The sequence below is a fragment of the Streptomyces sp. NPDC048338 genome (genome assembly GCF_043201055.1).
Taxonomy (GTDB): domain Bacteria; phylum Actinomycetota; class Actinomycetes; order Streptomycetales; family Streptomycetaceae; genus Streptomyces.
Genome location: NZ_JBICYQ010000012.1, coordinates 287,045 through 308,470, shown reverse-complemented (window position 1 = coordinate 308,470; position 21,426 = coordinate 287,045). Strand labels below are relative to the sequence as shown.

Genomic DNA, 21,426 nt, shown 5'->3' with positions numbered 1-21,426 from the left:
GTGTCTGCTGAACGGAACATCCGAACCAACTTCGCCTTCTACCCGCCTCAAGGCGACGGCGGAGCGTGGGATGCCACCCTTGAGTCCCTGGAGCGGGCTCTGAGACAGGGCTTCCCCGAGCCCACCGTGGAACACCGGATTTCCGGTATCCATAGCATGACCGTCCTTGATTTCGAGATCGAGCTGGCCCCCGACGTATGGATCGACGGCACCGCGGCGATGACCGACCTCGACTATGCCTACATCACCCTGACCGACGTGACCGCTGGTGAAGCCGCCGTCTTCGCCCGATGGCTCCGTGACTCCTTCGTCCCCGCACCGAACCTCGTCCGGTTCGGGAGCAGTCTCGCCATGGCCAACGGCGAGCAGGACCCGTGGCCCCTGCCGGTCGAGGGCGGCGAAGAGGAGATCGCTACGGAGCTTCGGAGGCACCTCGACTCCGTCGAGTGAGTCCGCAGGCAGTCCGCAGGACACCCGTAGGCGGCCGCCGGAGGTCAACGCATGCCAACGGAGAAATGGCTGGTCAGGGCGCCAAGGGGAGCTCCAGCGCAGGTCACGATCGGCCATCAGGCGTTCCGCTTCAACGTGTAGCCGTACGCATACTGCGCGTGAGGTGTTGAGTCGAACGTGCAACTCAGAAGGGGTCGGGCTCTGTCGAGTCCGACCCCTTCGTCGTCAGCGTGCTGGATGGGTGCTGGATATTCTGACGCGCGGTCAGAGGCAATCAGGTGTCGTGAACGGTGGATCGGTGTCCCACGTGAACGACCCAGACCACCAGTTCCCCGTTGTCGATCGTGTAGACGACGCGGTAGTCGCCGACTCGCAGTCGGCGGCGGTCCGGCTGGGACACGAGTGCGGTGGTGTTGAAGCCGAGAGGATCGCTTTCCAGCTCGGTCAGCCTGGCCAGGATGCGAAGCGCCATGTCGCGGGGGGTCTTGCGAAGCTCGGCCTGTGCCTCGGGTCGGAAGACGGTTCGGTACTCACTCACCGCGCGCCAGCGTCTCCCTCATGATGTCCTCGATCGGAATGCCGGGCGCCGGGTTGGCCATGCGCTCGTCGATGATCCGATTGATTTCGCGCTCTTCCCACTCCTGGTACTTGCGCAGGACTTCGATGGAGACGACGGCGGCGACTTCCTTGCCTCGGCGTGTGATCACCGTGGGTACGTCGTCGCGGTCCGCGCGCTCCACGACCTCGGCGAGATGGGCGCGCACATCGCGGATGGACTCTATGGGCAGCGGCTGCGTCATGCGCTCAAGTGTACCGAGTGTCCCATGTGTACACAACGGGGGTGGGTGCGTGACCCTTCTGGACGGCGTCGGCGCACGACCAGTGGGAGGAGCTGGGCGTCGAGTGGACGGCGCGATGGGGCTCGAACGGGGCCGGGGTGCTCTGTCCGATGTGGGACATCGGCACCGTGAGCGGCGATGGAGCGCCCGAGCTGGACTTCGCCCGGATGTCGGTCGAGTTCGCCGGCGCCCTCTCACCCGGGGATCGCGCTCCGGTACGCCTTCTGCCCCTGACCCCGGAGCGGTGGAGGCACCTCGCGCCGGGAGACCTGATCACGATGTACGAGACCTCGGTGGCCGGCCGGACGGCACAGGTTCTCAGCCGCTTCGGGGCGGTGTGAGCTTGTCGAGGTCCAGGCTGATCTCGAAGGGGACCGGGCGCTGGAGGGTGCCCCGGAAGATGCCGGCGGGCGCGTAGGCGCCGGTGGGTTCGTCGAGCTCGTAGACGTGGACGACGGGCGCGCCGTCCTCGTCCTCGATGCACCAGTAGTGCGGGATGCCGGCCTCGGCGTACTTCCGGAGCTTGACCGTGCGGTCCCGGTGGGCGGACTCGGGGGAGGCGACCTCGATGACGAGGTGCACGTCCTCGGGGGCGAACCAGGTCCGGTCGCCGTCGAAGTCGGCCGTCGTCACCAGCAGGTCCGGCTCGGGGCGGTTGCGCTGATCGAGTTTGATGGTCATCTCGCGGCCGACTCTGGTGTCCGCGGGCGCCTGCTCCATCAGGGTGACGGTGAGCATCGTGACGAGGTGGCCGTGCCACCACCGCTGGGGGACATCATGAAGACGAGGGCTCCGTCGATGAGCTCGGTGTGGCGGGGTGCCTCGGGGAGGCGGTCGAGGTCCGCCGCGAACCAGCCCTCCGCGCGCGGCGGGCGCATCCAGTCGGGCAGTGCGGTCATGGAACGACCCTAGCGATTCCGCGGGTTCGAAGGGGTTCGGTGGACGGCGCCCGTACCGAACCGGATTCGGTGTTCTCGTGGGTCGGAGCGGGCGCGGTGGGAGGATGCGGGGAGGGTCGGCGAGGGGCGTGAACGTGGGGCGTGGCGAGCGGGACGTGGTCGCGAGGGGAGCGCGGCTGGACGAGGCGGCGCGAGCGCTGGTCGACGACCACGGCAGGGCGGTCCAGGCGGTACGGACGGCCCTGAAGCCGCTCCTCGACGAGATGGTGCGGCAAGAGCTCGACGTCATCCCCGTCGCCCGGCTCCAGGACGTGACCGAGGGGCGGCTCCGGCTCGGGAGCGTCGAGGAGGGCGGGCTGCGGACGGTCGGCCAGGTGCTCGACGCCGGCCCGTACCGGCTGCGGCAGATCCCCGGTGTCGGCCTGCGCACCGTCGACCAGATCCTCGCCGCCGCGCGCCGGCTGTCCGAGGCCGCGTACGAGACCGTCGCCGTCCACATCGACGTCGACCGGCCCGAGCCGCGCACCAGCGCTCTCGTCATCGCCCTGCACGTCCTGGTGGAGGCCGGCCCGGACGCCCGGCGCGCGGTCGACGCCGCCGGTGGTCTCGCCGCACGGCTCGGTCCGCTGCTGTCGGACGCCGGGCCGGCCGCGGGGCGGGTCCGCATGCTGCTGGCCGGCCGGGACGGCAGGGCCCGTGCGCTGGCGGCGGTCGGGGAGCTCCGGACCGTCGTCGACGAGGCGGACCAGGCGGGCACCCCCGGCCTGCTCGCCCAGGCCTCGGTGGACCTTCTGCGCGGCTCCGCGGGAGACGTCGCGGCCTGGGTCGACTTCGAGCTGCGGTCCGCCGAGTACTACAGCCTGCTGGCCGAGATCTCCGCCACGGCGCCCGACTCGGCCGCCGCCGAGGGCTTCCTGCCGGAGGAGGTCGCCGAGCGGGTCAGGGGCCAGCACCTGGACGACGCCCACCGGCGCGTGTCGCTGCGCGGCTACCAGGCGTTCGGTGCGCGGTTCGCCCTCGCCCAGCGCAAGGTGATCCTCGGCGACGAGATGGGGCTCGGCAAGACCATCCAGGCGATCGCCGCGCTGACGCATCTCGCCGCCGAGGGCCAGAGTCACTTCGTGGTCGTCTGCCCGGCGAGCGTCCTGGTCAACTGGACCCGGGAGATCGAGGCCCGCAGCGCCCTGCGGGTGCTGCCCCTGCACGGTCCCGACCGCCATGACGCGTTCGCCGACTGGAAGGGGCGGGGCGGGGTCGCGGTCACCACGTTCGACGCGCTGCGCGGGTTCCCCGCCCCGGGGGGAGGGGAGGTCGGGATGCTCGTCGTCGACGAGGCGCACTCCGTCAAGAACCCGAAGACCCTGCGGTCCCAGGCGGTCGCCCGGTGGACGGAGCGCTGCGGGCGCACCCTCTTCATGACCGGCACCCCGATGGAGAACCGGGTGGGCGAATTCCGGAACCTGGTGCGGATGCTCGACCCCGCGCTCGCGGACTCCCTGGGCGAGCGGGACGCGATGACCGGATCGGTGGCCTTCCGCAAGGCCGTGGCCCCGGTGTACCTGCGGCGCAACCAGGAGGACGTCCTCGCGGAGCTGCCGAGCCTCCAGCGGATCGAGGAGTGGGAGGAGCTGAGCGCCTCGGACGAGGAGGCCTATCGCGAGGCCGTGCGCGCCGGCAACTTCACGGCCATGCGGAGGGCCGCGTACGCGAGCCCCGCGCGATCGGCCAAGCTGAACCGGCTGCGGGAGATCGTGCGGGAGGCGCGCGAGAACGGGCAGAAGGCGGTGGTCTTCTCCCACTTCAAGGACGTCCTCGGCGTGGTGCGCGAAGCCCTGGACACCGGCTCGGCGGACGACGGCCCGGTGTTCGGGCCGCTCACCGGAGGCGTCCCGCCCGCGCGGCGGCAGCAGCTCGTCGACGAGTTCACGCAGGTGACGGGGCCGGCGGTACTGGTCGCGCAGATCCAGGCGGCGGGCGTGGGCCTGAACATGCAGGCCGCTTCGGTCGTCGTCCTCTGCGAACCCCAGATCAAGCCGACCCTGGAGCACCAGGCGGTGGCCCGGGCGCACCGGATGGGGCAGGTCCGGTCGGTCCGGGTGCACCGCCTGCTGGCCACCGGCGGGGTGGACGAGCGGATGGTGCGGATGCTGGAGGACAAGGACCGGCTGTTCGACGCGTACGCCCGCCGCAGCGCGGTCGCGGAGGCGACCCCGGACGCGATCGACGTCTCGGACGCCGACATCGCGCGCCGGATCATCGAGGAGGAGCAGGCGCGGCTGGGCGTGACCGGTACCGCGTCCGCCGTGTCGCGGATGGCACCGGAGACGTCGGAGCCGAAGGGGTGAGGCGCTTCGGTCCGAGGTGAGGCGCTCCGGTCCGAGCGCGTCACGCCAGCGCCGCGTGCCCGCGCCCCACTTGCCCGCCCGCGTCCCGCCGGCCCCGGGTACCCGCCCGCGTCCCGCCGTCGACGGCTCCTACGCCAGTTCCTCCGGCAGCAGCCCCACCTGCCCCAGGAACTCCATCTGGTCGAAGTAGAGCCGGTAGCTGACGATCCGGCCGTCCTTGACCTGGGCGAAGTCGACTCCGCGCAGGTGCAGCTCCTTGCCGGTGGCCGGGAGCGTCTCGCCGGTCGGGAGCTGGATCGGGCCCGTGTTCCGGCCGTCGTAGAAGCCCTCGTCGATGGCCGTGTCGCCGAACTCGAAGGACGCCGAGGGCGTGAACGTCGCGTCCGGGACGGACTCCGTCATCGTGCGCCAGTACGCGACGATCTCCTCCCGGCCGTGGAGCTCGCCGCCGTCCGGCGTGATCGCGACCGCGTCGACGGCGAAGAGGTCGGCGACGACCTTGAGGTCCTGGTTCGAGGTGAGCGACTCGGTGAGGCGGTCCATGACCGCGCGTGCCTCTCCCATGATCCACCTCCTGGTAGGGATCCGGGTGGTTGGCGTCCCGCTCGTCCTTCCATCTTCCCACCGGGAAGCCCGGGGCGAGAGTCGGCGTTGGCGCTCTCGGGGGGTGTCCCCCCGCCCGCTCCATGGATGCGAACGGAGTTCCCATGTCGTACCCCGATCCCAGGTACCACGGCGAGAAGGGCGAGGTCAGCGCGTTGTACCGGCCCGCGGGAGCGCCCGCCGAACTCACCTCCGCCAACGGGTCGCAGACGCACTACCTCGCCACGACGGCCTCCACACAAGGGGAGTTCGGGCTGTACCGCGTCGACATGGCGCCCAAGGCCGGCGGTCCGAGCACCCACTTCCACAGGACGATCTCCGAGAGCTTCTTCATCCTCGACGGGACGGTCCGGCTCTACGACGGCGCGCAGTGGGTGGACGCGCGGAAGGGTGACTTCCTCTACGTGCCGACCGGCGGGCTGCACGCCTTCCGTAACGACTCCGACGATCCCGCCTCGATGCTGCTGCTCTTCGCGCCGGGCGCGCCCCGGGAGGAGTACTTCGAGAAGGTGTCGACCGTCGCGGCGATGCCGGAGGAGGAGCGGGCGGCGTTCTTCCTCGCGCACGACACCTACTGGACCGACTGAGCCCGCCGCCACCCACGGGACCGACCGGGCCCGCGCGGCGCCGGCTACGGGGCGGCCGCCCCCGCCGCCAGGCCGGTCTTGGCGCCCGCGCCGCACAGGGGGACGACGGACAGGCCCGGCCGGGGCGCGGCGCGTACGGCCGCCCAGCAGGCGACGCCCGTCGACTCGACGAAGAGGCCCCGGCGGGCCAGATCCAGCTGGGCGGCGCGGATCTGGTCCTCCGTCACGGTCAGGAACGTCCCGCCCGTCTCGCGCACCGCCCGCAGGATCTGCTGGGCGCGGGGCGGGTTCGGGATGGCGATGCCCTCGGCCAGGGTGGGGCGCGGCGCGGCGGGGGACGACAGTCCCTCCGCGCCCGCGTGGAAGGCCGTGGCCAGCGGAGACACGGCCTCGGCCTGGACGGCGACCAGGGCCGGGCGGGTGTCGACGAGGCCGTGCCGGTGGAGTTCCGCCACCGCCAGTGCGGCGCCCAGCAGCAGGGTGCCGTTGCCGACGGGCACCACGAGGGAGTCGGGGAGCCGGCCGCCGAGCTCCTCCCACAGTTCGTAGACGTACGTCTTCGTGCCGTGCAGGAAGTGCGGGTTGTACACGTGCGAGGCGTAGAAGGTGCCGGGCTCGTCGGCCGCCGCGCGCGCCGCGCGGGCGGTGTCCTCGCGGTCGCCGGGGACGACCGTCAGGCGTGCTCCGTGGGCCCTGATCTGCTCCAGTTTCTTGGGGGAGGTGCCGTCGGGGACGTAGACGACGCAGTCGAGACCGGCGCGCGCGCAGTAGGCGGCGACGGCCGTCCCGGCGTTGCCGCTGCTGTCGGCGAGGACGCGCCGTACGCCGCCGCCGCGGGTGAGGCGTCGGGCGAGTTCGACGAGCATCACCGCGCCGCGGTCCTTGAAGGACAACGTCGGCATGAGGAAGTCGAGTTTGGCCATCACGGCGCCGGCGTCGGCGCCCGCGGCGGTCTCCGCGGAGGCGAGGGCCGCGGTGCCCGGCGCGGTCAGGGGGACGAGAGGGGTCCGGCCCTCCCCGAGGGTCACGTGGGGGATCTCGGTCGCCAGGGGCAGCGCCTCCTCGTAACGCCACAATGAATTCACGCGTGACGTAAGGGACTTGAGTGACACGGGTGCGCTGTTGAATTCCAGGTCCCACGGTCCCCGGCACTTCGGACAACACCAGGTGAGAGCGTCAGCGGGGGCGTGGACCTGGCAGCGGGGACACACGTAGGCCGTCATGGCGATCAGCATGACAGCCGTGTGGCGCGGTCGTTTCGTGGCGCTCGGAACCCTTGTGAGATTCCTATGGATCCGTCAATCTTTCGCTCGGCAGCCGGATGTGCGAGGCCGGCGGGGCATCTCGCGGTGTTCCCCGGTTGAAGTTTTGACATGTCCCTGCCGTACCCCCACAGCAACGCACCACCTATGAGGAGGACCCCTCACATGTCAGTGATGCGTGATACGCGGCGCAGACTCGCCGCCGCCGGTGCCATGGCCGTCGCGGCCCTGACCCTCGGCGCCGTCTCGGCCCTGCCGGCCGTCGCCGCCCCCACCGCGCCCGAAGGCGTGATCCAGAACGCCGGCGCCCCCGGCACGGTGGCGGGCAGCTACATCGTCACCCTCGACGAGTCCGCCCGGGCCGGGACGGCACAGGGCCGGGCCGTCGCGGCCGAGTACGGCGCGAAGATCAGGAAGACGTACACCTCGGCCCTCAACGGCTACTCCGTCGAGCTCTCCGAGGCGCAGGCGAAGAAGCTCGCCGCCGACCCCGCGGTCGCCTCCGTCGTGCAGAACCGCGTCTTCAGGATCAGTGGCACGCAGCCCTCCCCGCCGTCGTGGGGCCTGGACCGGATCGACCAGAAGGCCCTGCCGCTGAACCAGAACTACACGTACCCGGACAGCGCCGGCCAGGGCGTGACGGCGTACATCATCGACACCGGTGTCCGCATCACCCACAGCGACTTCGGCGGGCGGGCCACCTACGGCTACGACGCGATCGACAACGACAACACGGCCCAGGACGGCCACGGTCACGGCACGCACGTCGCCGGCACGGTCGCGGGCTCCTCGTACGGCGTCGCCAAGAAGGCCAAGATCGTCGGCGTCCGGGTCCTCGACAACTCCGGCTCCGGCACGACCGAGCAGGTCGTCGCCGGCATCGACTGGGTGACGCGGAACGCCGTGAAGCCGGCCGTCGCCAACATGAGCCTCGGCGGCGGCATCGACACGGCCCTCGACACGGCCGTGCGCAACTCGATCGCCTCGGGCGTCACCTACGCGGTGGCCGCGGGCAACGACAGCTCCAACGCCTCCAACTACTCGCCGGCGCGCGTCTCCGAGGCGATCACGGTCGGTTCCACGACCAGCACCGACGCCCGCTCCAGCTTCTCCAACTACGGCAGCGTGCTGGACATCTTCGCCCCCGGCTCGTCCATCACCTCGTCCTGGAACTCCAGCGACAGCGCCACGAACACCATCTCCGGCACGTCGATGGCGACCCCGCACGTGGCCGGCGCCGCCGCGGTCTACCTCGGCGACAACCCGACGGCGACCCCGGCCCAGGTCTCGACGGCGCTGACGACGGCCGCGACGCCGAACGTCGTCGGCAGTCCTGGCACCGGCTCCCCGAACAAGCTGCTCTTCGTCGGCGGTGGCGGCACCACCCCGCCGCCCGGTCCGAAGTTCGAGAACACGACGGACTACGCGATCAACGACAACGCGAGCGTCGACTCCCCGGTGACCGTGAGCGGCGTCGCGGGCAACGCCCCGGCCGCGCTCCAGGTGCCCGTGAACATCGTCCACACCTACATCGGTGACCTCCGTGTCCAGCTGGTCGCGCCCGACGGCACGGTGTACACGCTGAAGGCCTACGGCACCGGCGGCAGCGCCGACAACATCAACACCACGTACACCGTGAACGCCTCCTCGGAGGTCGCGAACGGGACGTGGAAGCTGCGGGTCAGCGACAACGCGAACTACGACATCGGGAAGATCGACTCCTGGGGTCTGCAGTTCTGACCGGTAGCGGTCGAATCGAGGGGCGGTCGCCGGTGGGCGGCCGCCCCTTCGTCGTGCGCCGCCCCGGCGTACGGCCCCGCGCCCCCACCGCGTACGATGCGCGCCCGATCGCCTGTTCGTATCCCGCCCTCACAGGAGCACCGTCGTCGTGGAGCCCTCCCAGCCGCCGCAGGATTCCCAGCCGCCCCAGCAGGGCTGGCCTGCCCCGGAGCCGTCGAACCCGATGGGGGCCGCACCCGGCGCTGGGACACCGCACACCGCACCCGGCCCGTACGGCCCCGGCCCCTACGCCCCCGGTCCGTACGCTCCCTTCGGCCCGTACGGACCCGGGGGTCCGGGCGGTCCCGGACCCTACGGCGCTCCGGCGCGCTCCACGAACGGCACGGCCGTCGCCTCGCTCGTCGCGGGCATCGTGTGCTGCCTCCCGCCCCTCGGTCTGATCCTCGGTCTGGTCGCGCTGCCCCAGATCAGGAAGAAGGACCAGGCCGGCAAGGGCCTCGCCGTCACCGGCATCGTCCTCTCCGTGGTCAGCTGCCTGCTGATCGTCTCCGGCCTCGTCAGCGGCGGCTTCCGCGAGGCCTGGGACGGCTTCCGCGAGGGCATGGACGAGGCCGCCCGCTCCCAGTCCGCCTTCGAGCTGCGCAAGGGCCAGTGCTACGACGTCGACGGCGAGGTGGAGGCGCTCACGTCGGACGTCCGGATCGTCGACTGCGCGCGCGAGCACGAGGGCGAGGTCACCGGCAGCTTCGAGCTCACCGGCACCACCTGGCCGGGCGAGGCGAGGATCGACGGGATCGCCGAGGACCGCTGCGAGGACATCAGCTACTCCTACGCCCTGGACTACCAGGCGATCCCTGACGACGTGTGGACCTTCTACTACTACCCGAGCAAGGCGAGTTGGCGTACCGGCGACCGCGTGGTGACCTGCTCGTTCATCGTGGACGGCGGCAAGCCGATGAAGGGCTCGGTGCGCCGGGACGAGACCACGCTCGGCGCCGACCAGGTGCTCCTCCTGAAGAGCCTGAACGCGATCGGCGACGCCCTGGAGAGCGAGCCGGAGGAGGACGTCGACGAGGACCTCGACGGCAACAAGGCGTGGGCGGGCCGGGTGCGCGGCGCCCTCCAGGCCGCGAGCCGGGGCCTGAAGGGCCACTCCTGGCCGGGTGCCTCGACGGCCCCCGTCGCGGAGCTGACCAAGGAACTGGACGCGGCGGCCGCGACCTGGGACAGGCTGGCGAAGGCGGCCGACGAGGACGTCTTCTGGGAGCACTACGACGCGGCCTACGAGATGACCGTGTGGAAGGCGGAGCCCCGTGTGCGGGCGGCTCTGGGCCTGGCCACGACGGGGCCGGAGGCGGGCGCGAACGCCTGAGCCGGTGGCCGCCGGCGTCCGTACGGACGGGGCCGGGTCCCCGCGCGGGAGACCCGGCCCCGCCGTCCGCGGGCCGGGACGGTGGGCCCGGTACGGCGGCCCGTGACCGACCGCCGTCGCGGACCGCACCGCCGGTGGCGGGCCGGCCCGCGGTCCGTGGCGGCGCGACGGGGGAGCGTCGCGCCGCGGAGGGACGGTGTCCTCAGTGCGGGACCGTCACCGGCGGCCGAGACCCCGGTCGACCGCGGTGATCAGCTCGCCGTCCGGGGTGTCCCCGTCCAGCGACCAGAACATCGCTCCGCCGAGTCCCCTGGCCCGCACGTACGCCGACTTGGCGCGCAGCACCTGCGGGTCGTCGTACGTCCACAGGGTCGTGCCGTCGAACAGCCACGCGTGGCCGTTCTTCCGGTCGCGGTGCACCGTGAACCGGCCGGAGTCCGCGAGCTGCTTGAGGGCCTTGTAGTCCTCGGAGCCGGCCGCCCAGGTGCCCGGGGCCGGGCCCGTCGCCGGCTGTCCGAGGCCGTCGCCCCCGCCGGTGACGCCGGTCCAGCCCTGCCCGTAGAAGGGCATGCCGACCACGAGCTTGTGGGCCGGCGCGCCGCGTCGCAGCCAGTCGCCGACGGTCTGGTCGACGCTGAAGTCGTTCTTCGCGAACAGCGCGGACTGCTGGGCGGTGGTGGTCTCCCAGGAGCCGTGGAAGTCGTAGCCCTGGAGGTTGACGAAGTCGAAGTCGCGCATGATCTTGCGGACCTCGAAGCCCGCGTCGATCTTGGCGGGCGCGGTGGGGACGAAGGCCGACAGCTCGTAGTGCTTCCGCTGGCCCTTCCGGGTCTTCGCGTAGGCGTCGAGCTGGGTGCGGAACTCCCGTACCAGCGCGGTGAAGTTCTGCTTGTCCTCGGGGCGGAAGACCGTGTCGACGTCGCCGGCCGAGCCGGGCCACTCCCAGTCGATGTCGATGCCGTCGAAGAGTCCGGCCGCGGCCCCGGCGCCGCCGCGGGCGCCGTCGACGGGCAGGTCGCCCTTGATGTAGAGGTCGATGCAGGAGGAGACGAACGCCTTGCGGGAGGCCGGGGTGCGGGCCGCGTCCGAGAAGTGGGTGGACCAGCTCCAACCGCCCAGCGAGATCATGACCTTGAGGCCGGGGTGCTTGGCCTTGAGCTCGCGCAGCTGGTTGAAGTTGCCGGCCAGCGGCTGGTCGGCGGTGTCGGCCACACCGTCCACGGATCCCGCCGCGTCCAGCGGGCGGACGTAGTCGGCCCAGGCGTCGGCCTCGCCGGGCACGTTGCCGGTGAAGCACTTGCCGTCCGGACCCACGTTCCCGAAGGCGTAGTTGATGTGGCTGAGCTTGGCGGCGGTACCGCTGGTGTCGAGGTCCTTGACCTGGAAGTTCCGTCCGTAGACGCCCCATTGGGTGAAGTAGCCGACCCGCTTGTACCCGGACTTGTCCGGTACGGGGTGGTGGGCGGGGGCGCTCGCGCCGGCCGCGGGGGAGAGCGCGGCGAGCAGGCCGAGCGAGGCGGCGGCGATCGTCAGCCGGGAGAGGGTTCTGCGACGCATGAGGCTCGTTTCCTGTGCGTGTGCCGGAAGGGAGCGGTGCTCACAGGAAAGTATTGGTCTGGACCATTGGGGTCAAGGGTTCTGCGGCCATACCTGCGGTAAGCGCAGGCGTAAAGGCAAATCATCACTTCGAGTGAAACTCTGGCCCATGCTTGCGGGTGGACACCGAGGGTTGTCACTCTGTAGCTGTCCGTCAAGCTGAGGGGAGTGTCCTGTGACGTTCGGTGAGCAGCCCGCTTATCTGCGGGTGGCGAGCGATCTCCGGGAGAAGATCGCCAACGGCTCGCTCCCACCGCATACCCGGCTTCCCTCGCAGGCACGCATCCGCGAGGAGTACGGGGTCTCGGACACCGTCGCACTGGAGGCCCGCAAGGTGCTGATGGCCGAGGGCCTGGTCGAGGGCCGCTCGGGCTCGGGGACGTACGTGCGGGAGCGGCCGGTGCCGCGACGGATCGCCCGCTCCGGGAACCGGCCGCCGTCCGGGGCCAATCCCTTCCGGCAGGAGCAGGCGCTCGACGGGGCGCGTGGCACCTGGGAGTCGCGAAGCGAGCAGGAGCCGGCGAGCGCCGCGGTGGCCGAGCGGCTCGGCATCGAGCCCGGGGGGCGGGTGATGCGCACGCGGTACGTGTACCGGGACGGGGGCGAGCCGATGATGCTCTCCACGTCCTGGGAACCCCTCTCGGTCACCGGCCGGACGCCCGTGATGCTGCCCGAGGAGGGACCGCTCGGCGGATGCGGGGTCGTCGAGCGGATGGCCGCGATCGACGTCGTCGTCGACAACGTGGCGGAGCAGGTCGGCGCGCGCCCGGGGCTGGCGGAGGAGCTCCTGGCGCTGGGCGGGGTGCCCGGCCATGTGGTGATGGTGGTCGAGCGGACGTACTACGCCTCGGGGCGGGCGGTGGAGACCGCCGACGTCGTCGTCCCGGCCGACCGCTTCCGGATCGCGTACCACCTGCCCGTGCGGTGACGGGCGGGGCGACGACGGTCCGCCGGTGGCGGTGAAGGTCCGGCGGTCGCGGGTGCCGTTGCGGCTCATGCCGGGGGGCACGGCTCCCGCCCGGCCTCCGCGAGCGCCCACCCGCCCGCGACGACCGCTGGGGGTCACGGTCCTGTCCGGGGCGGGTGACGTCGGGTCGACGGGGTCACGGCCGCCGGGACCCCGCCGACTCGACGGGGTCCCGGCGGCGGTGACCGCGAGGCGACCGCCCGCTGTGACGAACCGTCATGCCCGGCTCCTGCCTTCCTCGTCCGTACCCGCGACCCGGTCGGCTCCGGTGCCACGACGGTCGCTGCGCTGATTCCTGGACGCCGAGTGCGGCGACGCCTGCCGCAAGGACCCCGCGGCGGCCGGTCCGGTCCTGATGCCGGTGCCCACCGTGCCCGAGGCGCCGCCCGGGGCATGACGTTCGGCCTCCCTCCGTCGGTTCCCGGCCGGATCCGTACCTCTTTGTGAAAACCCGTAACCGCTGTGTAAAGGTCAGGCGTAAGGTCGGGCATATGCAGACTGCGGTTTCCTGGAGATCGTTAGAGACGGCCTGCCCGGCGGAGGGGGATGCCCGATGACCGACAGTGGCCCTGTCCTTCCCTGGCTGGTCATACGGCAGGACGACAACGGCAACCGCTATCGCGTCGGGCGGTACGCGACCAGGGACGAAGCCCAGAAGGTCGCCGACAGCCTCGACGACCGCGGGCACAAGCAGCTCTACTGGGTGGAGCGCATCGGCCAGCCCGCCGTCTGACGCGTCGGCCCGAGCCTCGCCGCCCCGGGCGGGTCCGGACCCTGTCCGGGCGGGACCTAAGCTCGTGCCCATGACCGATCGCAGCGCCGGCCACGTGGTGGTGGTCGCGGGAGCCGTGTACGACCGGGGACGGTTGCTGGCCGCGCGCCGCAGCGCCCCCGCCGACCTGGCGGGCCGCTGGGAGCTGCCCGGCGGCAAGCTGGAGCCGGGCGAGAGTGCCCGGGAGGCCCTCGTCCGCGAGCTGCGCGAGGAGCTGGGCGTCGAGACGGAGCCGGGTGAGCGCATCCCCGGCGAGTGGCCGCTGAAGCCCGGCTACGTCCTGCAGGTGTGGACCGCCCGGCTGCTCTCCGGCGAGCCGCGCCCGCTGGAGGACCACGACGAGCTGCGCTGGCTGGCCCGCCACGAGCTGGACACCGTGGACTGGCTGGACCAGGACCGGCCCGCCGTCGCCGAGGCCGCCCGGTGGCTGCCCGCCCTCCCCGGGGACGGCGTCCACGGCTGAGCCGTGCCCGGCCCGGTCGGCGGGGCGCCCCTACGCCGTTCGTGCCACCGTGCACCCGCTCCCGCACAGGGCGCGATATCAGGCCCCGAATATCGGGTATGTCCTGATTGACCCCCGAAACGGACGTGGGCCTTCCTTCTGGTGACGGCTGGGGAAGTGATCGGGTGTGATCGACACCGAAGGCGACTGCGTCGAATGGAGTTTCCCGGCGGAGGCGGATGCCGTACGTACCGCACGCCACGCCGTTCGGGACGCCCTGCGGACCTGGAAGATCGACACGGCCGTCGGTGACGTCACGGTCCTGCTGGTGAGCGAGCTGGTCACGAACTCGCTGCGCCACGCCTCGGGCCCCATCGGCGTCCGTCTGGTCCGCCTCCACCCCGACGGCGACGACCCCGCCCGCCGCCCCGGTCTCCTGGTGGAAGTCTCCGATCCTCTTCCGGATCCGCCCACCGAGCGCCCCGCCGGCCCCGAGGACGAAGGGGGACGCGGACTCCAGCTGGTGGCCTGTTCTGCGCGCCGCTGGGGTACCCGCAAAGGAAGGACGGGCAAGACAGTGTGGTTCGAGCTGGCCTTGCCTGGTGAGTAACTAGGGGAAGGGACGATCATTGGGGACCCGGCTCAAAACGAACGAGACCACCCTGTGATCGTGAACGTCGTGCCGTCCGGGGCCGTAGTGCTGAATACTGCGGTCATGGCCGGTCCGGTGTGGTGAGCTGGAGGGGACGGTCGCGTGAGCGAGATACCTGAGACGGCGAGCGGCGTCATGTGGCAGAGCAGCCCGCCCGGCTCGATCTATGACTACATCCGGGTCGCCTCCTTCTCGATAGGGCCCGACGGGCTCGTCGACCAATGGAGCCGACGGGCGGCCGACCTCTTCGGCGTGCCCGCCGAGGAGGCGATGGGCAAGGATCCCGTCGAGGCATTCATGCCCTCCGACCTGCGCGAGCGTGGCCGCCGCCGGGTCTCGGAGATCCTCGACGGCAAGGAGTGGACGGGCCTCGTCCCCTTCCGTGTTCCCGGGCAGAGCCGCCCGCAGGGGATCGCCGAGATGTACGTCATGCCGAGCGAGACGCCCTCCGGGGAGCGGGCCGCGCTGTGCATCGTGGTCGACGTCCGGGCCCTGCGGCACATCGAGACCGACCTGGCCGCCTCGCAGGCGATTTTCGGCCAATCCCCCTTCGGCTTCCTGCTCTTCGGTACCGACCTCACGGTGACGCGCGCCAACCAGCGCTTCGCCACCGTCTTCGGCGGCTCGGCCGACGACCACCGCGGCCGTACCGTGCACGACTACCTCTCCCGGCCCGAGGCCGACCGGATGACGGACGCGCTCCGGCGCGTCCTGGAGACCGGCGAGTCCGTCACCGAACTGCAGATCGTCGGCGCGGCGCCCGGCTCCACCGACCGCCGCCACTGGTCGATCAACCTCTACCGCGTCCACAGCGGCTCCGGCCGCCCCATCGGCGTCGCCGGGCTCGGCATCGACGTGACCCGCCGCCACAACGCGGCCCGCGAGGCGGCCAGCGCCCGGCGCAACCTGGCCCTCCTCAACGAGGCCGGCGCCCGCATCGGCAACTCCCTCGACCTGGAGGCCACCGCCCGCGAGCTCCTCGACGTCGCGGTCCCCGGATTCTGCGACCTCGCCTCCGTCGACCTGTACCAGGGGCTCCTGACCGGTGACGAGGCCCCGCCCGGCCGCTGGGGCAGCTCCCACGACGTGGGCTACGGGGGCAGTGCCGAACTGCGCCGGGTCGCCTTCGCCAGCGCGGTGTCCGACGCACCGCTGCGCACCGACCGGAACGCTGACGGCGGCTGTTGCGGCACCGGCCCCGTCGACGTCGGTTCCGTCCACCGCTACCCCTTCAACTCGCCCTGCGCCGGGGCCCTGCGCACCGGCAGGGTGCGGACCGTGCCGGGCGGCGACGGCAGTCTCGTCCAGTCCACCCTCGTCGTCCCGATGGTCGCCCACGACGTCGTCGTCGGACTCGTCCAGTTCTCCCGCACCAAGGGCAGCGAGCCCTTCGGGGAGCGGGACCGGGCCCTCGCCGTCGAACTGGCCGCCCGGGCCGCGGTCTGCATCGACAACGCCCGCCTCTACCGGCGGGAGCACGAGCGCGCCCTCATCCTCCAGCGCAGCCTGCTGCCGCCCGGCGACCCCGAGGCCGCCGGCCTGGACATCGCCTGCCGCTACCTTCCGGGCACCACGGCCACGGAGGTCGGCGGCGACTGGTTCGACGTCATCGAGCTCCCCGGCCACCGCACCGCCCTCGTCATCGGCGACGTCATGGGCCGCGGCCTGCGCGCCGCGGTGGCCATGGGCGAACTCCGCACCGCGGTGCGGACCCTGGCGCAGCTCGACCTGGAGCCCGCCGAGGTCCTCTCCCACCTCGACGAGATCGCCCGCGGTCTCGGCGCCCCCGCGGGCGCCCAGCAGAGCGCCCGCGCGCACAAGGCCCGCGGTCCCGAACTCTCCGAGGTCTACCTCGCCACCTGCGTCTACGCGGTCTACGACCCGGTCACCCGGCGCTGCACCTTCGCCAACGCCGGCCACCTGCCGCCGGTCCTGGTCGTCCCCGGCGAGGAGGCCGAGCTGCTCGACGTGCCCCCGGGGATGCCGCTCGGGGTCGGCGGCGAACCCTTCGAGGAGGTCGAGGTCGAACTGCCCGAGGGTGCGCTCCTCGCGCTCTACACCGACGGGCTCGTCGAATCACGCGACCATCCGCTCGACGAGGGCCTGAGCGCCTTCCGCAGCGCCCTCACCGACCCCGCCGAGCTGGGGCCCGCCTACGGCGGCGAGCCGTCCGCGCACTCGCTCGAGGACGTCTGCGACCACGTCCTGGCCACCCTCGACACCCGGCACGGCGAGGACGACATCGCGCTGCTGATGGCGCGGATCCAGGGCCTGCCGAGCGAGGCGGTGGGGGACTGGCGGCTGCCGAGGGAACCCCGCTCGGTCGGCCGGGCCCGCGAGCTGGCCCGCGCCCAGCTCACCGCCTGGGACCTCGAACCCCTGGTGGACACCGTCGAACTGCTGGTCAGCGAGCTGGTCACCAACGCCCTGCGCTACGGCGAGGGCGAGATCCGGTTGCGGCTGCTGCGCGACCGGACGCTGGTCTGCGAGGTCTGGGACGCGGGCCTGGTCCAGCCCCGGCGCCGCCGGGCCCGGGACACCGACGAGGGCGGGCGCGGACTGCAGCTCGTGGGCCTGCTCAGCGAGGCCTGGGGGTCGCGCCGCACCCCGCGCGGCAAGACCGTCTGGTTCGAACTGCCGCTGCCGGACGGCGAGGGCGTCGCGGAACCGACCGTGGAGCAGCTGCTGAGCATGTTCTGACCGGCCGGCCACCGGTACCGCCGCCGTCCCGCCGGGCAGCTCTCCGCGCCCGGCGGGGCCGGCCCGGGCGTGGAGACCCCGGGCACGGCCTACCCCTTGAGCGCGGCGAGCCGGGCCTCGATCTCCGCGCTGTCGCCGAGCGCGTCCAGCTGCTCGAACTGGGCGTCCAGCGAGGACGCGGCCAGCTCCTGCTTGCCCATCGCCTTCGCCTCCTCGCGCCGCACCTTGTCCTCGAAGCGGCTCAGCTCGCTCGTCGGATCGAGCACGTCGATGCTCTTCACCGCGTCCATCATGCGGTTCTGCGCCTCGGCGGACTTCGACCGGGCGACCAGCTCGTCGCGCTTCGCCCGCAGCTCGCCGAGCTTGACCTTCATCCGGTCGAGGCCGCTGCGCAGCTTGTCCACGACCTCGGTCTGGGCGGCGATCGTCGGCTCGGCCGTCTTCGCCTCCTTCTCGGACTGGAGCTGCCGGCCCAGCGCCACCTTCGCCAGGTTGTCGAACCGGTCCGCCTCGGCGGTCTGCCCGCCCGTCCGCAGCCCGTCCGCCTTCCTGCTGGCGGCCAGGGCCTTCTCGCCCCACTCCCGGGCCGCGTCCACGTCCTCCCGGTGGTCCTGCTCCATCAGTCGCAGGTTGCCGATGGTCGTCGCCACCGCGTCCTCGGCCTCCGCGATGTTGTTCGTGTAGTCGCGGATCAGCTGGTCCAGCATCTTCTGCGGGTCCTCGGCCTGGTCCAGCAGGGCGTTGATGTTGGCCTTGGCGAGCTGGGTGACACGGCCGAGGATCGTCTGCTTGGTCATCGTCCTTCTCCTTGAACGCGCGGATGACAGTTCGGGTCGGGGCGCCGGGGACCTCGGGGCGCGTCCACGGACGCGCGCCGGCGTGTGCGCGGACGGCCGGGCGGGTTCAGAAGCGGCCCCCGCCGCCCAGCCGGCCGCGGGTGCCCCCGCCGCCGAAACTCCCGGGCCCGCCCCCGCCCCCGAACCCACCCCCGCCCCCGCCGAGACCTCCGCCGAATCCCCCGCCGTGGCCGCCTCCCCGTCCGCCGCCGAACAGCCCGCCGAGGATGATGCCGCCGAGCACCGCGCCGCCGAGCCCACCGCCCCCGCCGCCGCCCACACCCGTCACACCGCCCAGCCCGTCCGGGTTCCCGTACCCGCGGACGTCCTGCTCGGCGAGGTCCTGTGCCCGCCGGGCCAGTGCGTCCGCCTGCTGCGCCTCGGCCAGCGCGCTCTGCGGGTCCTCGTCGGCGAGCAGCCGCGCCTTCTCCAGCCGGCGCTGGGCCTCGGCCAGCCGGGTCCGGGCCTCGCTGCCGACCGCGCCGCGGTGCGTGGCGACGTAGTCGCCGGCCGCACCGATCGCCGAACGGGCCGTCAGCATCGCCTGGTCGAGCAGCGCGCGGGCCCGGCGGGTGCCCGAGGCGCTTTCGCGCGCCCCCTCCAGCGCCTCGTCGAGGGCGGTGTCGACCTCCTCGATCCGGCGCAGGGCGTCGAGCGGGTCGTAGTGGCCCGCGTCCACGGTGCGGCGGACGTCGGCGGTGACGGACTCCGCCCGGGCGATCCGGCCCTGGAGGTCGGCGGTCGGTACGTCCTCGGCCGTGCCCTCCAGCAGGCCGCGGGCCTCGGCGAGGTCGGCCTCGGTCTCGGCGAGCGCGTGCGGCAGCCGGCCCACGGCCTCGGCGAGCTCCTGCGCCCGCCGGTCCACGGCCTCGGTGAGCCGGGCCGCCTGGTCGACGGCGCCCTCGGCGGCGCGGACGTGCACGGCCGCGACACCGTTCTCACCCGCCTCGACGGCCTGCCGGGCCCGCTCCAGGTTGGCCGTGGCGAACACGAGCCGGTCCCGGGCCTGCTCGACGTCGCTCGCGACCGGGGAGGCCGCCGACTCGGCGTACCGCTCGCGCATCGCCGCCAGGGCCGCCTGCGCCGTGTCGACGCGCCCGGTCTGTTCGAGGGCCGCGCTCTCGGCCGCGGCGAGGGCCGCGGGGGCGTTGCGCTCCAGCGCCCGCAGGCGGTCGAAGTCCTCCGACTCCGCGTCGAGCCGGGCGTTCGCCCGTCCGCAGCGCGCGACGATCTCGTCGAGCATGGAGCGGCGGGTCGCGTCGTCCTCCGGGACGGCGTCGTCGAGCTGCTGCCGGAGCCGGAAGGAGGCGGTCAGCTCGCCCCTGGCGAAGGCCACGGCCTCGGTGAACGGCCGCACCGCCTCCTCGCCGAACTGGGCGGTCGCGAAGCCGAGTTCCTCGTCGCTCGTGCGGACGGCGTCGTCGGTGGCGACCAGTGCCGTGCGGGCCAGCCGGTCCAGCTCGCGCAGGCCCATCGGCGCCGGTTCCTTCGGTGGGCCCCAGGTCTGCCCGCCCGGCGGAGGCGTGGGGGGCGCGGCGCGCCGTCGGCGGCGCAGGTAGGCGTAGGCGGCCACGGCCCCCGCTCCGCCGACCAGGACGACCGGGAGCACCAGGTCCGTCGCCGAGGTGCCGTCGTCCGCCGCGCCGCCCGGGTCGGCGGGGCCGGGCGTGACGGCGGGTGTGGGGACCGGCCGGCCGCCGAGTACGGCGTCGAAGCCGTCCGCCGCGCCGATCGCCGCCCCGGCCCAGTCGTTCTGCCGCAGTGCCGGCTCGATCGCGGTCCGCGCCACGTCGTCGAGCTGGGTCTGGGTGACCGGGGAGCCGGGGTCGGCGGAGTAGCCGTACTGGCGGTCATGGGTGGCCACCGCCAGCAGGACGTCGTCCGTGCCGAGGCCGTTGCGCTCGGCGGTGGCGTCCGACCAGCCCTGGGGGGAGCGTCCGGAGAAGTCCCGTACGTAGACGACGAAGAGCTGGAGTCGCCGGTTGTCGTAGAGCCGGTCCAGGGCCCGGGCGACCTCGTCGCGCCGGTCGCCCAGCGCGTCCACCGTGTCGGTGATCTGCCCGTCGCGGGACAGTACGACGGGGTCGTCGGCGCGGGCGCCGTGCGCGGCGGGTACGGCCAGCCACCACGCCGCCACCAGCACCGCGAGGAGGGCTCGGGCGGCTGTTCGCGTCACATGGGGAGGTTATGTCCCGGTATCGGGTGGCGCACCCGGACCGGAACCGCCCGGTCCCGTTCGGCGTCCCTTCCCGATGGCCGCCCCGAGGGCGGTGATCGGCATCGGACGGGGGCGGACATGGGGGCACGGATGAGTACGCGGGACCGGTTGCGCGGATGGTGGCGGCGGGGGCGCTGGGTCGTGCTCGGTCTCGTCCTCCTGCTGGTCCTGCCGCCGGCGACCGGCGCGCTCGCGCTGCGGCTGAACTACACCGGCGACCTGCGGGAGGGCACGCAGTCGCGGGGCAAGGACGCCGTCTGGCTGGGACACGCCTGGGTCGACGGCCGCAAGAAGGACGCCGACCTCGCGGCCTTCGCGGCCCGGATCAAGGGCACCGGCATACGGGACCTCTACGTCCACGCGGGTCCGCTGGAGCACGACGGGACGCTGCCCGCCGACCGCTACCCGCGGGCGAAGTGGCTGATCGAGAACGTGCACCGGACGATGCCCGGCATCCGGGTGCAGGCATGGCTCGGCGACGTGCTGGCCACCGAGGGCCCGGACGGGCTGCGGCTGGAGGACGCGGCCTCGCGCCGCGCCGTGGTGGGCTCCGCCCGGCAGATCCTGGACGCCGGCTTCGACGGGGTGCACTTCGACCTGGAGCCGCTGCACTCCGACGACGCGCACTACCTCTCGCTCCTGGACGACCTCGGCGCGCTGACCGGGCCCCGCGGGGCGCAGCTCTCGGTGGCCGCGCACCAGATCGATCCGCTGCCGTCCGCGCACTCCGTGCTGGGTGCGCTGAGCGGCAGCGAGAAGTGGTGGTCGCAGGAGTTCTTCGGGCAGGTCGCCCGGCGGGTCGACCAGATCGCCGTGATGTCGTACGACACCTGGATGCCGCTGGAGGGGATGTACGGCGGATACGTCGCCCAGCAGACCAGCCTGGCCCTGGAGGTCACCCCCGACGACACCGACCTGCTGATGGGCCTGCCCTTCTTCCACGAGGACGACCTCGGGCACCACGAGTCCGCGGAGACGGTCGAGGCCGCCGTGCGCGGGACCCGGCTGGGCCTCGGGCGCACGGACGCCGACCGCGCCCGCTTCGGCGTGGCGCTCTACGTCGACTTCGCGGCGGAGGAGGGCGACTGGGCGGCCTACCGCGCGGGCTGGCACTGACGCCGCCGCCCGCGCCGGGGCGGCCCGTGC

The 21,426-nt window shown here is 72.8% G+C and carries 19 protein-coding genes and 1 pseudogene; 12 read left to right on the top strand and 8 right to left on the bottom strand.

All coding sequences use genetic code 11. From position 1 onward, the window contains the following. Positions 1 to 156 precede the first annotated feature (156 nt). Complete coding sequence (locus tag ACGFZF_RS27500; RefSeq protein WP_393558351.1) at positions 157 to 450, top strand: hypothetical protein; 294 nt, start codon at positions 157 to 159, stop codon at positions 448 to 450. 274 nt (positions 451 to 724) lie between these two features. On the opposite strand, the gene ACGFZF_RS27495 is transcribed toward ACGFZF_RS27500, so the two are convergent. Together ACGFZF_RS27495 and ACGFZF_RS27490 are read right to left on the bottom strand one after the other, a co-directional pair. Next, a complete protein-coding gene (locus ACGFZF_RS27495; protein ID WP_393558349.1) occupies positions 725 to 988 on the bottom strand; it encodes a type II toxin-antitoxin system RelE/ParE family toxin in 264 nt (87 codons plus the stop codon). Continuing rightward, positions 981 to 1,250, bottom strand: a complete 270-nt coding sequence (locus ACGFZF_RS27490; RefSeq protein ID WP_019434848.1) for a type II toxin-antitoxin system Phd/YefM family antitoxin — start codon at positions 1,248 to 1,250, stop codon at positions 981 to 983. The genes ACGFZF_RS27495 and ACGFZF_RS27490 overlap by 8 nt, the downstream gene beginning before the upstream one ends. A 167-nt stretch (positions 1,251 to 1,417) precedes the next feature. On the opposite strand from ACGFZF_RS27490, the gene ACGFZF_RS27485 reads away from it, so the two are divergent. Then, the gene (locus ACGFZF_RS27485) at positions 1,418 to 1,630 is read left to right on the top strand and encodes a hypothetical protein (protein WP_393558346.1); all 213 of its coding nucleotides are present in this window, start codon (positions 1,418 to 1,420) and stop codon (positions 1,628 to 1,630) included. Here the strand turns inward: ACGFZF_RS27485 and ACGFZF_RS27480 are convergent. After that, positions 1,608 to 2,188, bottom strand: a pseudogene (locus ACGFZF_RS27480) (Uma2 family endonuclease). The gene ACGFZF_RS27485 and the pseudogene ACGFZF_RS27480 sit on opposite strands and share 23 nt — an antisense overlap. Positions 2,189 to 2,292: 104 nt before the next feature. On the opposite strand from ACGFZF_RS27480, the gene ACGFZF_RS27475 reads away from it, so the two are divergent. Further along, on the top strand, positions 2,293 to 4,533 hold the full coding sequence (locus ACGFZF_RS27475; protein ID WP_393558344.1) for a DEAD/DEAH box helicase: 2,241 nt from the start codon (positions 2,293 to 2,295) through the stop codon (positions 4,531 to 4,533). Between the two features lie 129 nt (positions 4,534 to 4,662). Here the strand turns inward: ACGFZF_RS27475 and ACGFZF_RS27470 are convergent, their stop codons facing one another. Beyond that, entirely contained in the window at positions 4,663 to 5,097 is a 435-nt protein-coding gene (locus tag ACGFZF_RS27470) for an ester cyclase (RefSeq protein WP_393558342.1), read from the bottom strand. A gap of 143 nt (positions 5,098 to 5,240) precedes the next feature. On the opposite strand from ACGFZF_RS27470, the gene ACGFZF_RS27465 reads away from it, so the two are divergent. Beyond that, positions 5,241 to 5,723, top strand: coding sequence for a cupin domain-containing protein (locus tag ACGFZF_RS27465; RefSeq protein WP_393558340.1), 483 nt, complete (start codon positions 5,241 to 5,243; stop codon positions 5,721 to 5,723). Positions 5,724 to 5,767: 44 nt separating this feature from the next. Here ACGFZF_RS27465 and ACGFZF_RS27460 read toward each other — a convergent pair whose 3' ends face one another. Continuing rightward, complete coding sequence (locus ACGFZF_RS27460) at positions 5,768 to 6,958, bottom strand: threonine synthase (RefSeq protein ID WP_393558338.1); 1,191 nt, start codon at positions 6,956 to 6,958, stop codon at positions 5,768 to 5,770. A gap of 192 nt (positions 6,959 to 7,150) precedes the next feature. On the opposite strand from ACGFZF_RS27460, the gene ACGFZF_RS27455 reads away from it, so the two are divergent. Next, positions 7,151 to 8,725 carry a S8 family serine peptidase gene (locus ACGFZF_RS27455; protein WP_393558336.1) on the top strand — a complete coding sequence of 525 codons (1,575 nt, stop codon included), beginning with the start codon at positions 7,151 to 7,153 and terminating at the stop codon, positions 8,723 to 8,725. A gap of 148 nt (positions 8,726 to 8,873) precedes the next feature. Further along, a complete protein-coding gene (locus ACGFZF_RS27450; protein WP_393558334.1) occupies positions 8,874 to 10,097 on the top strand; it encodes a DUF4190 domain-containing protein in 1,224 nt (407 codons plus the stop codon). A 216-nt stretch (positions 10,098 to 10,313) separates the two neighbouring features. On the opposite strand, the gene ACGFZF_RS27445 is transcribed toward ACGFZF_RS27450, so the two are convergent. Beyond that, entirely contained in the window at positions 10,314 to 11,654 is a 1,341-nt protein-coding gene (locus ACGFZF_RS27445) for a glycoside hydrolase family 18 protein (protein ID WP_393558332.1), read from the bottom strand. 214 nt (positions 11,655 to 11,868) lie between these two features. Here ACGFZF_RS27445 and ACGFZF_RS27440 point away from each other — a divergent pair, with 214 nt between their 5' ends. The 5 genes from ACGFZF_RS27440 (at position 11,869) to ACGFZF_RS27420 (ending at position 17,226) form a co-directional block, all read left to right on the top strand. Further along, entirely contained in the window at positions 11,869 to 12,621 is a 753-nt protein-coding gene (locus tag ACGFZF_RS27440; protein WP_393558330.1) for a GntR family transcriptional regulator, read from the top strand. A 592-nt stretch (positions 12,622 to 13,213) separates the two neighbouring features. Next, complete coding sequence (locus ACGFZF_RS27435) at positions 13,214 to 13,393, top strand: SPOR domain-containing protein (RefSeq protein ID WP_352192255.1); 180 nt, start codon at positions 13,214 to 13,216, stop codon at positions 13,391 to 13,393. A gap of 70 nt (positions 13,394 to 13,463) precedes the next feature. Then, positions 13,464 to 13,895, top strand: coding sequence for a (deoxy)nucleoside triphosphate pyrophosphohydrolase (locus ACGFZF_RS27430; RefSeq protein WP_356779030.1), 432 nt, complete (start codon positions 13,464 to 13,466; stop codon positions 13,893 to 13,895). A gap of 166 nt (positions 13,896 to 14,061) precedes the next feature. Next, positions 14,062 to 14,484: an ATP-binding protein gene (locus ACGFZF_RS27425; protein WP_393558327.1), complete on the top strand. Its 423-nt coding sequence runs from the start codon at positions 14,062 to 14,064 to the stop codon at positions 14,482 to 14,484. A 177-nt stretch (positions 14,485 to 14,661) separates the two neighbouring features. Next, positions 14,662 to 17,226 (top strand): SpoIIE family protein phosphatase, encoded by a 2,565-nt coding sequence (locus tag ACGFZF_RS27420; RefSeq protein ID WP_393558388.1) that lies wholly within the window; start codon positions 14,662 to 14,664, stop codon positions 17,224 to 17,226. Between the two features lie 89 nt (positions 17,227 to 17,315). On the opposite strand, the gene ACGFZF_RS27415 is transcribed toward ACGFZF_RS27420, so the two are convergent. Further along, positions 17,316 to 18,023, bottom strand: coding sequence for a PspA/IM30 family protein (locus tag ACGFZF_RS27415; RefSeq protein ID WP_393558325.1), 708 nt, complete (start codon positions 18,021 to 18,023; stop codon positions 17,316 to 17,318). 106 nt (positions 18,024 to 18,129) lie between these two features. Beyond that, positions 18,130 to 20,238 carry a TPM domain-containing protein gene (locus ACGFZF_RS27410; protein ID WP_393558323.1) on the bottom strand — a complete coding sequence of 703 codons (2,109 nt, stop codon included), beginning with the start codon at positions 20,236 to 20,238 and terminating at the stop codon, positions 18,130 to 18,132. Positions 20,239 to 20,370: 132 nt separating this feature from the next. Between ACGFZF_RS27410 and ACGFZF_RS27405 the strand changes: the two genes are divergently transcribed. Further along, the gene (locus ACGFZF_RS27405; protein WP_393558321.1) at positions 20,371 to 21,396 is read left to right on the top strand and encodes a hypothetical protein; all 1,026 of its coding nucleotides are present in this window, start codon (positions 20,371 to 20,373) and stop codon (positions 21,394 to 21,396) included. The last annotated feature ends 30 nt before the right edge of the window (positions 21,397 to 21,426 follow it).

Excerpts from the sequence above, each read along its gene's own strand:
- ACGFZF_RS27430 (WP_356779030.1), top strand. The coding sequence starts at position 13,464 with ATGACCGATCGCAGCGCCGGCCACGTGGTGGTGGTCGCGGGAGCCGTG.
- ACGFZF_RS27405 (WP_393558321.1), top strand. The coding sequence starts at position 20,371 with ATGAGTACGCGGGACCGGTTGCGCGGATGGTGGCGGCGGGGGCGCTGG.
- ACGFZF_RS27490 (WP_019434848.1), bottom strand. The coding sequence starts at position 1,250 with ATGACGCAGCCGCTGCCCATAGAGTCCATCCGCGATGTGCGCGCCCAT.
- ACGFZF_RS27445 (WP_393558332.1), bottom strand. The coding sequence starts at position 11,654 with ATGCGTCGCAGAACCCTCTCCCGGCTGACGATCGCCGCCGCCTCGCTC.
- ACGFZF_RS27500 (WP_393558351.1), top strand. The coding sequence starts at position 157 with ATGACCGTCCTTGATTTCGAGATCGAGCTGGCCCCCGACGTATGGATC.
- ACGFZF_RS27420 (WP_393558388.1), top strand. The coding sequence starts at position 14,662 with ATGTGGCAGAGCAGCCCGCCCGGCTCGATCTATGACTACATCCGGGTC.
- ACGFZF_RS27455 (WP_393558336.1), top strand. The coding sequence starts at position 7,151 with ATGTCAGTGATGCGTGATACGCGGCGCAGACTCGCCGCCGCCGGTGCC.
- ACGFZF_RS27470 (WP_393558342.1), bottom strand. The coding sequence starts at position 5,097 with ATGGGAGAGGCACGCGCGGTCATGGACCGCCTCACCGAGTCGCTCACC.
- ACGFZF_RS27415 (WP_393558325.1), bottom strand. The coding sequence starts at position 18,023 with ATGACCAAGCAGACGATCCTCGGCCGTGTCACCCAGCTCGCCAAGGCC.
- ACGFZF_RS27465 (WP_393558340.1), top strand. The coding sequence starts at position 5,241 with ATGTCGTACCCCGATCCCAGGTACCACGGCGAGAAGGGCGAGGTCAGC.
- ACGFZF_RS27475 (WP_393558344.1), top strand. The coding sequence starts at position 2,293 with ATGCGGGGAGGGTCGGCGAGGGGCGTGAACGTGGGGCGTGGCGAGCGG.
- ACGFZF_RS27435 (WP_352192255.1), top strand. The coding sequence starts at position 13,214 with ATGACCGACAGTGGCCCTGTCCTTCCCTGGCTGGTCATACGGCAGGAC.
- ACGFZF_RS27460 (WP_393558338.1), bottom strand. The coding sequence starts at position 6,958 with ATGCTGATCGCCATGACGGCCTACGTGTGTCCCCGCTGCCAGGTCCAC.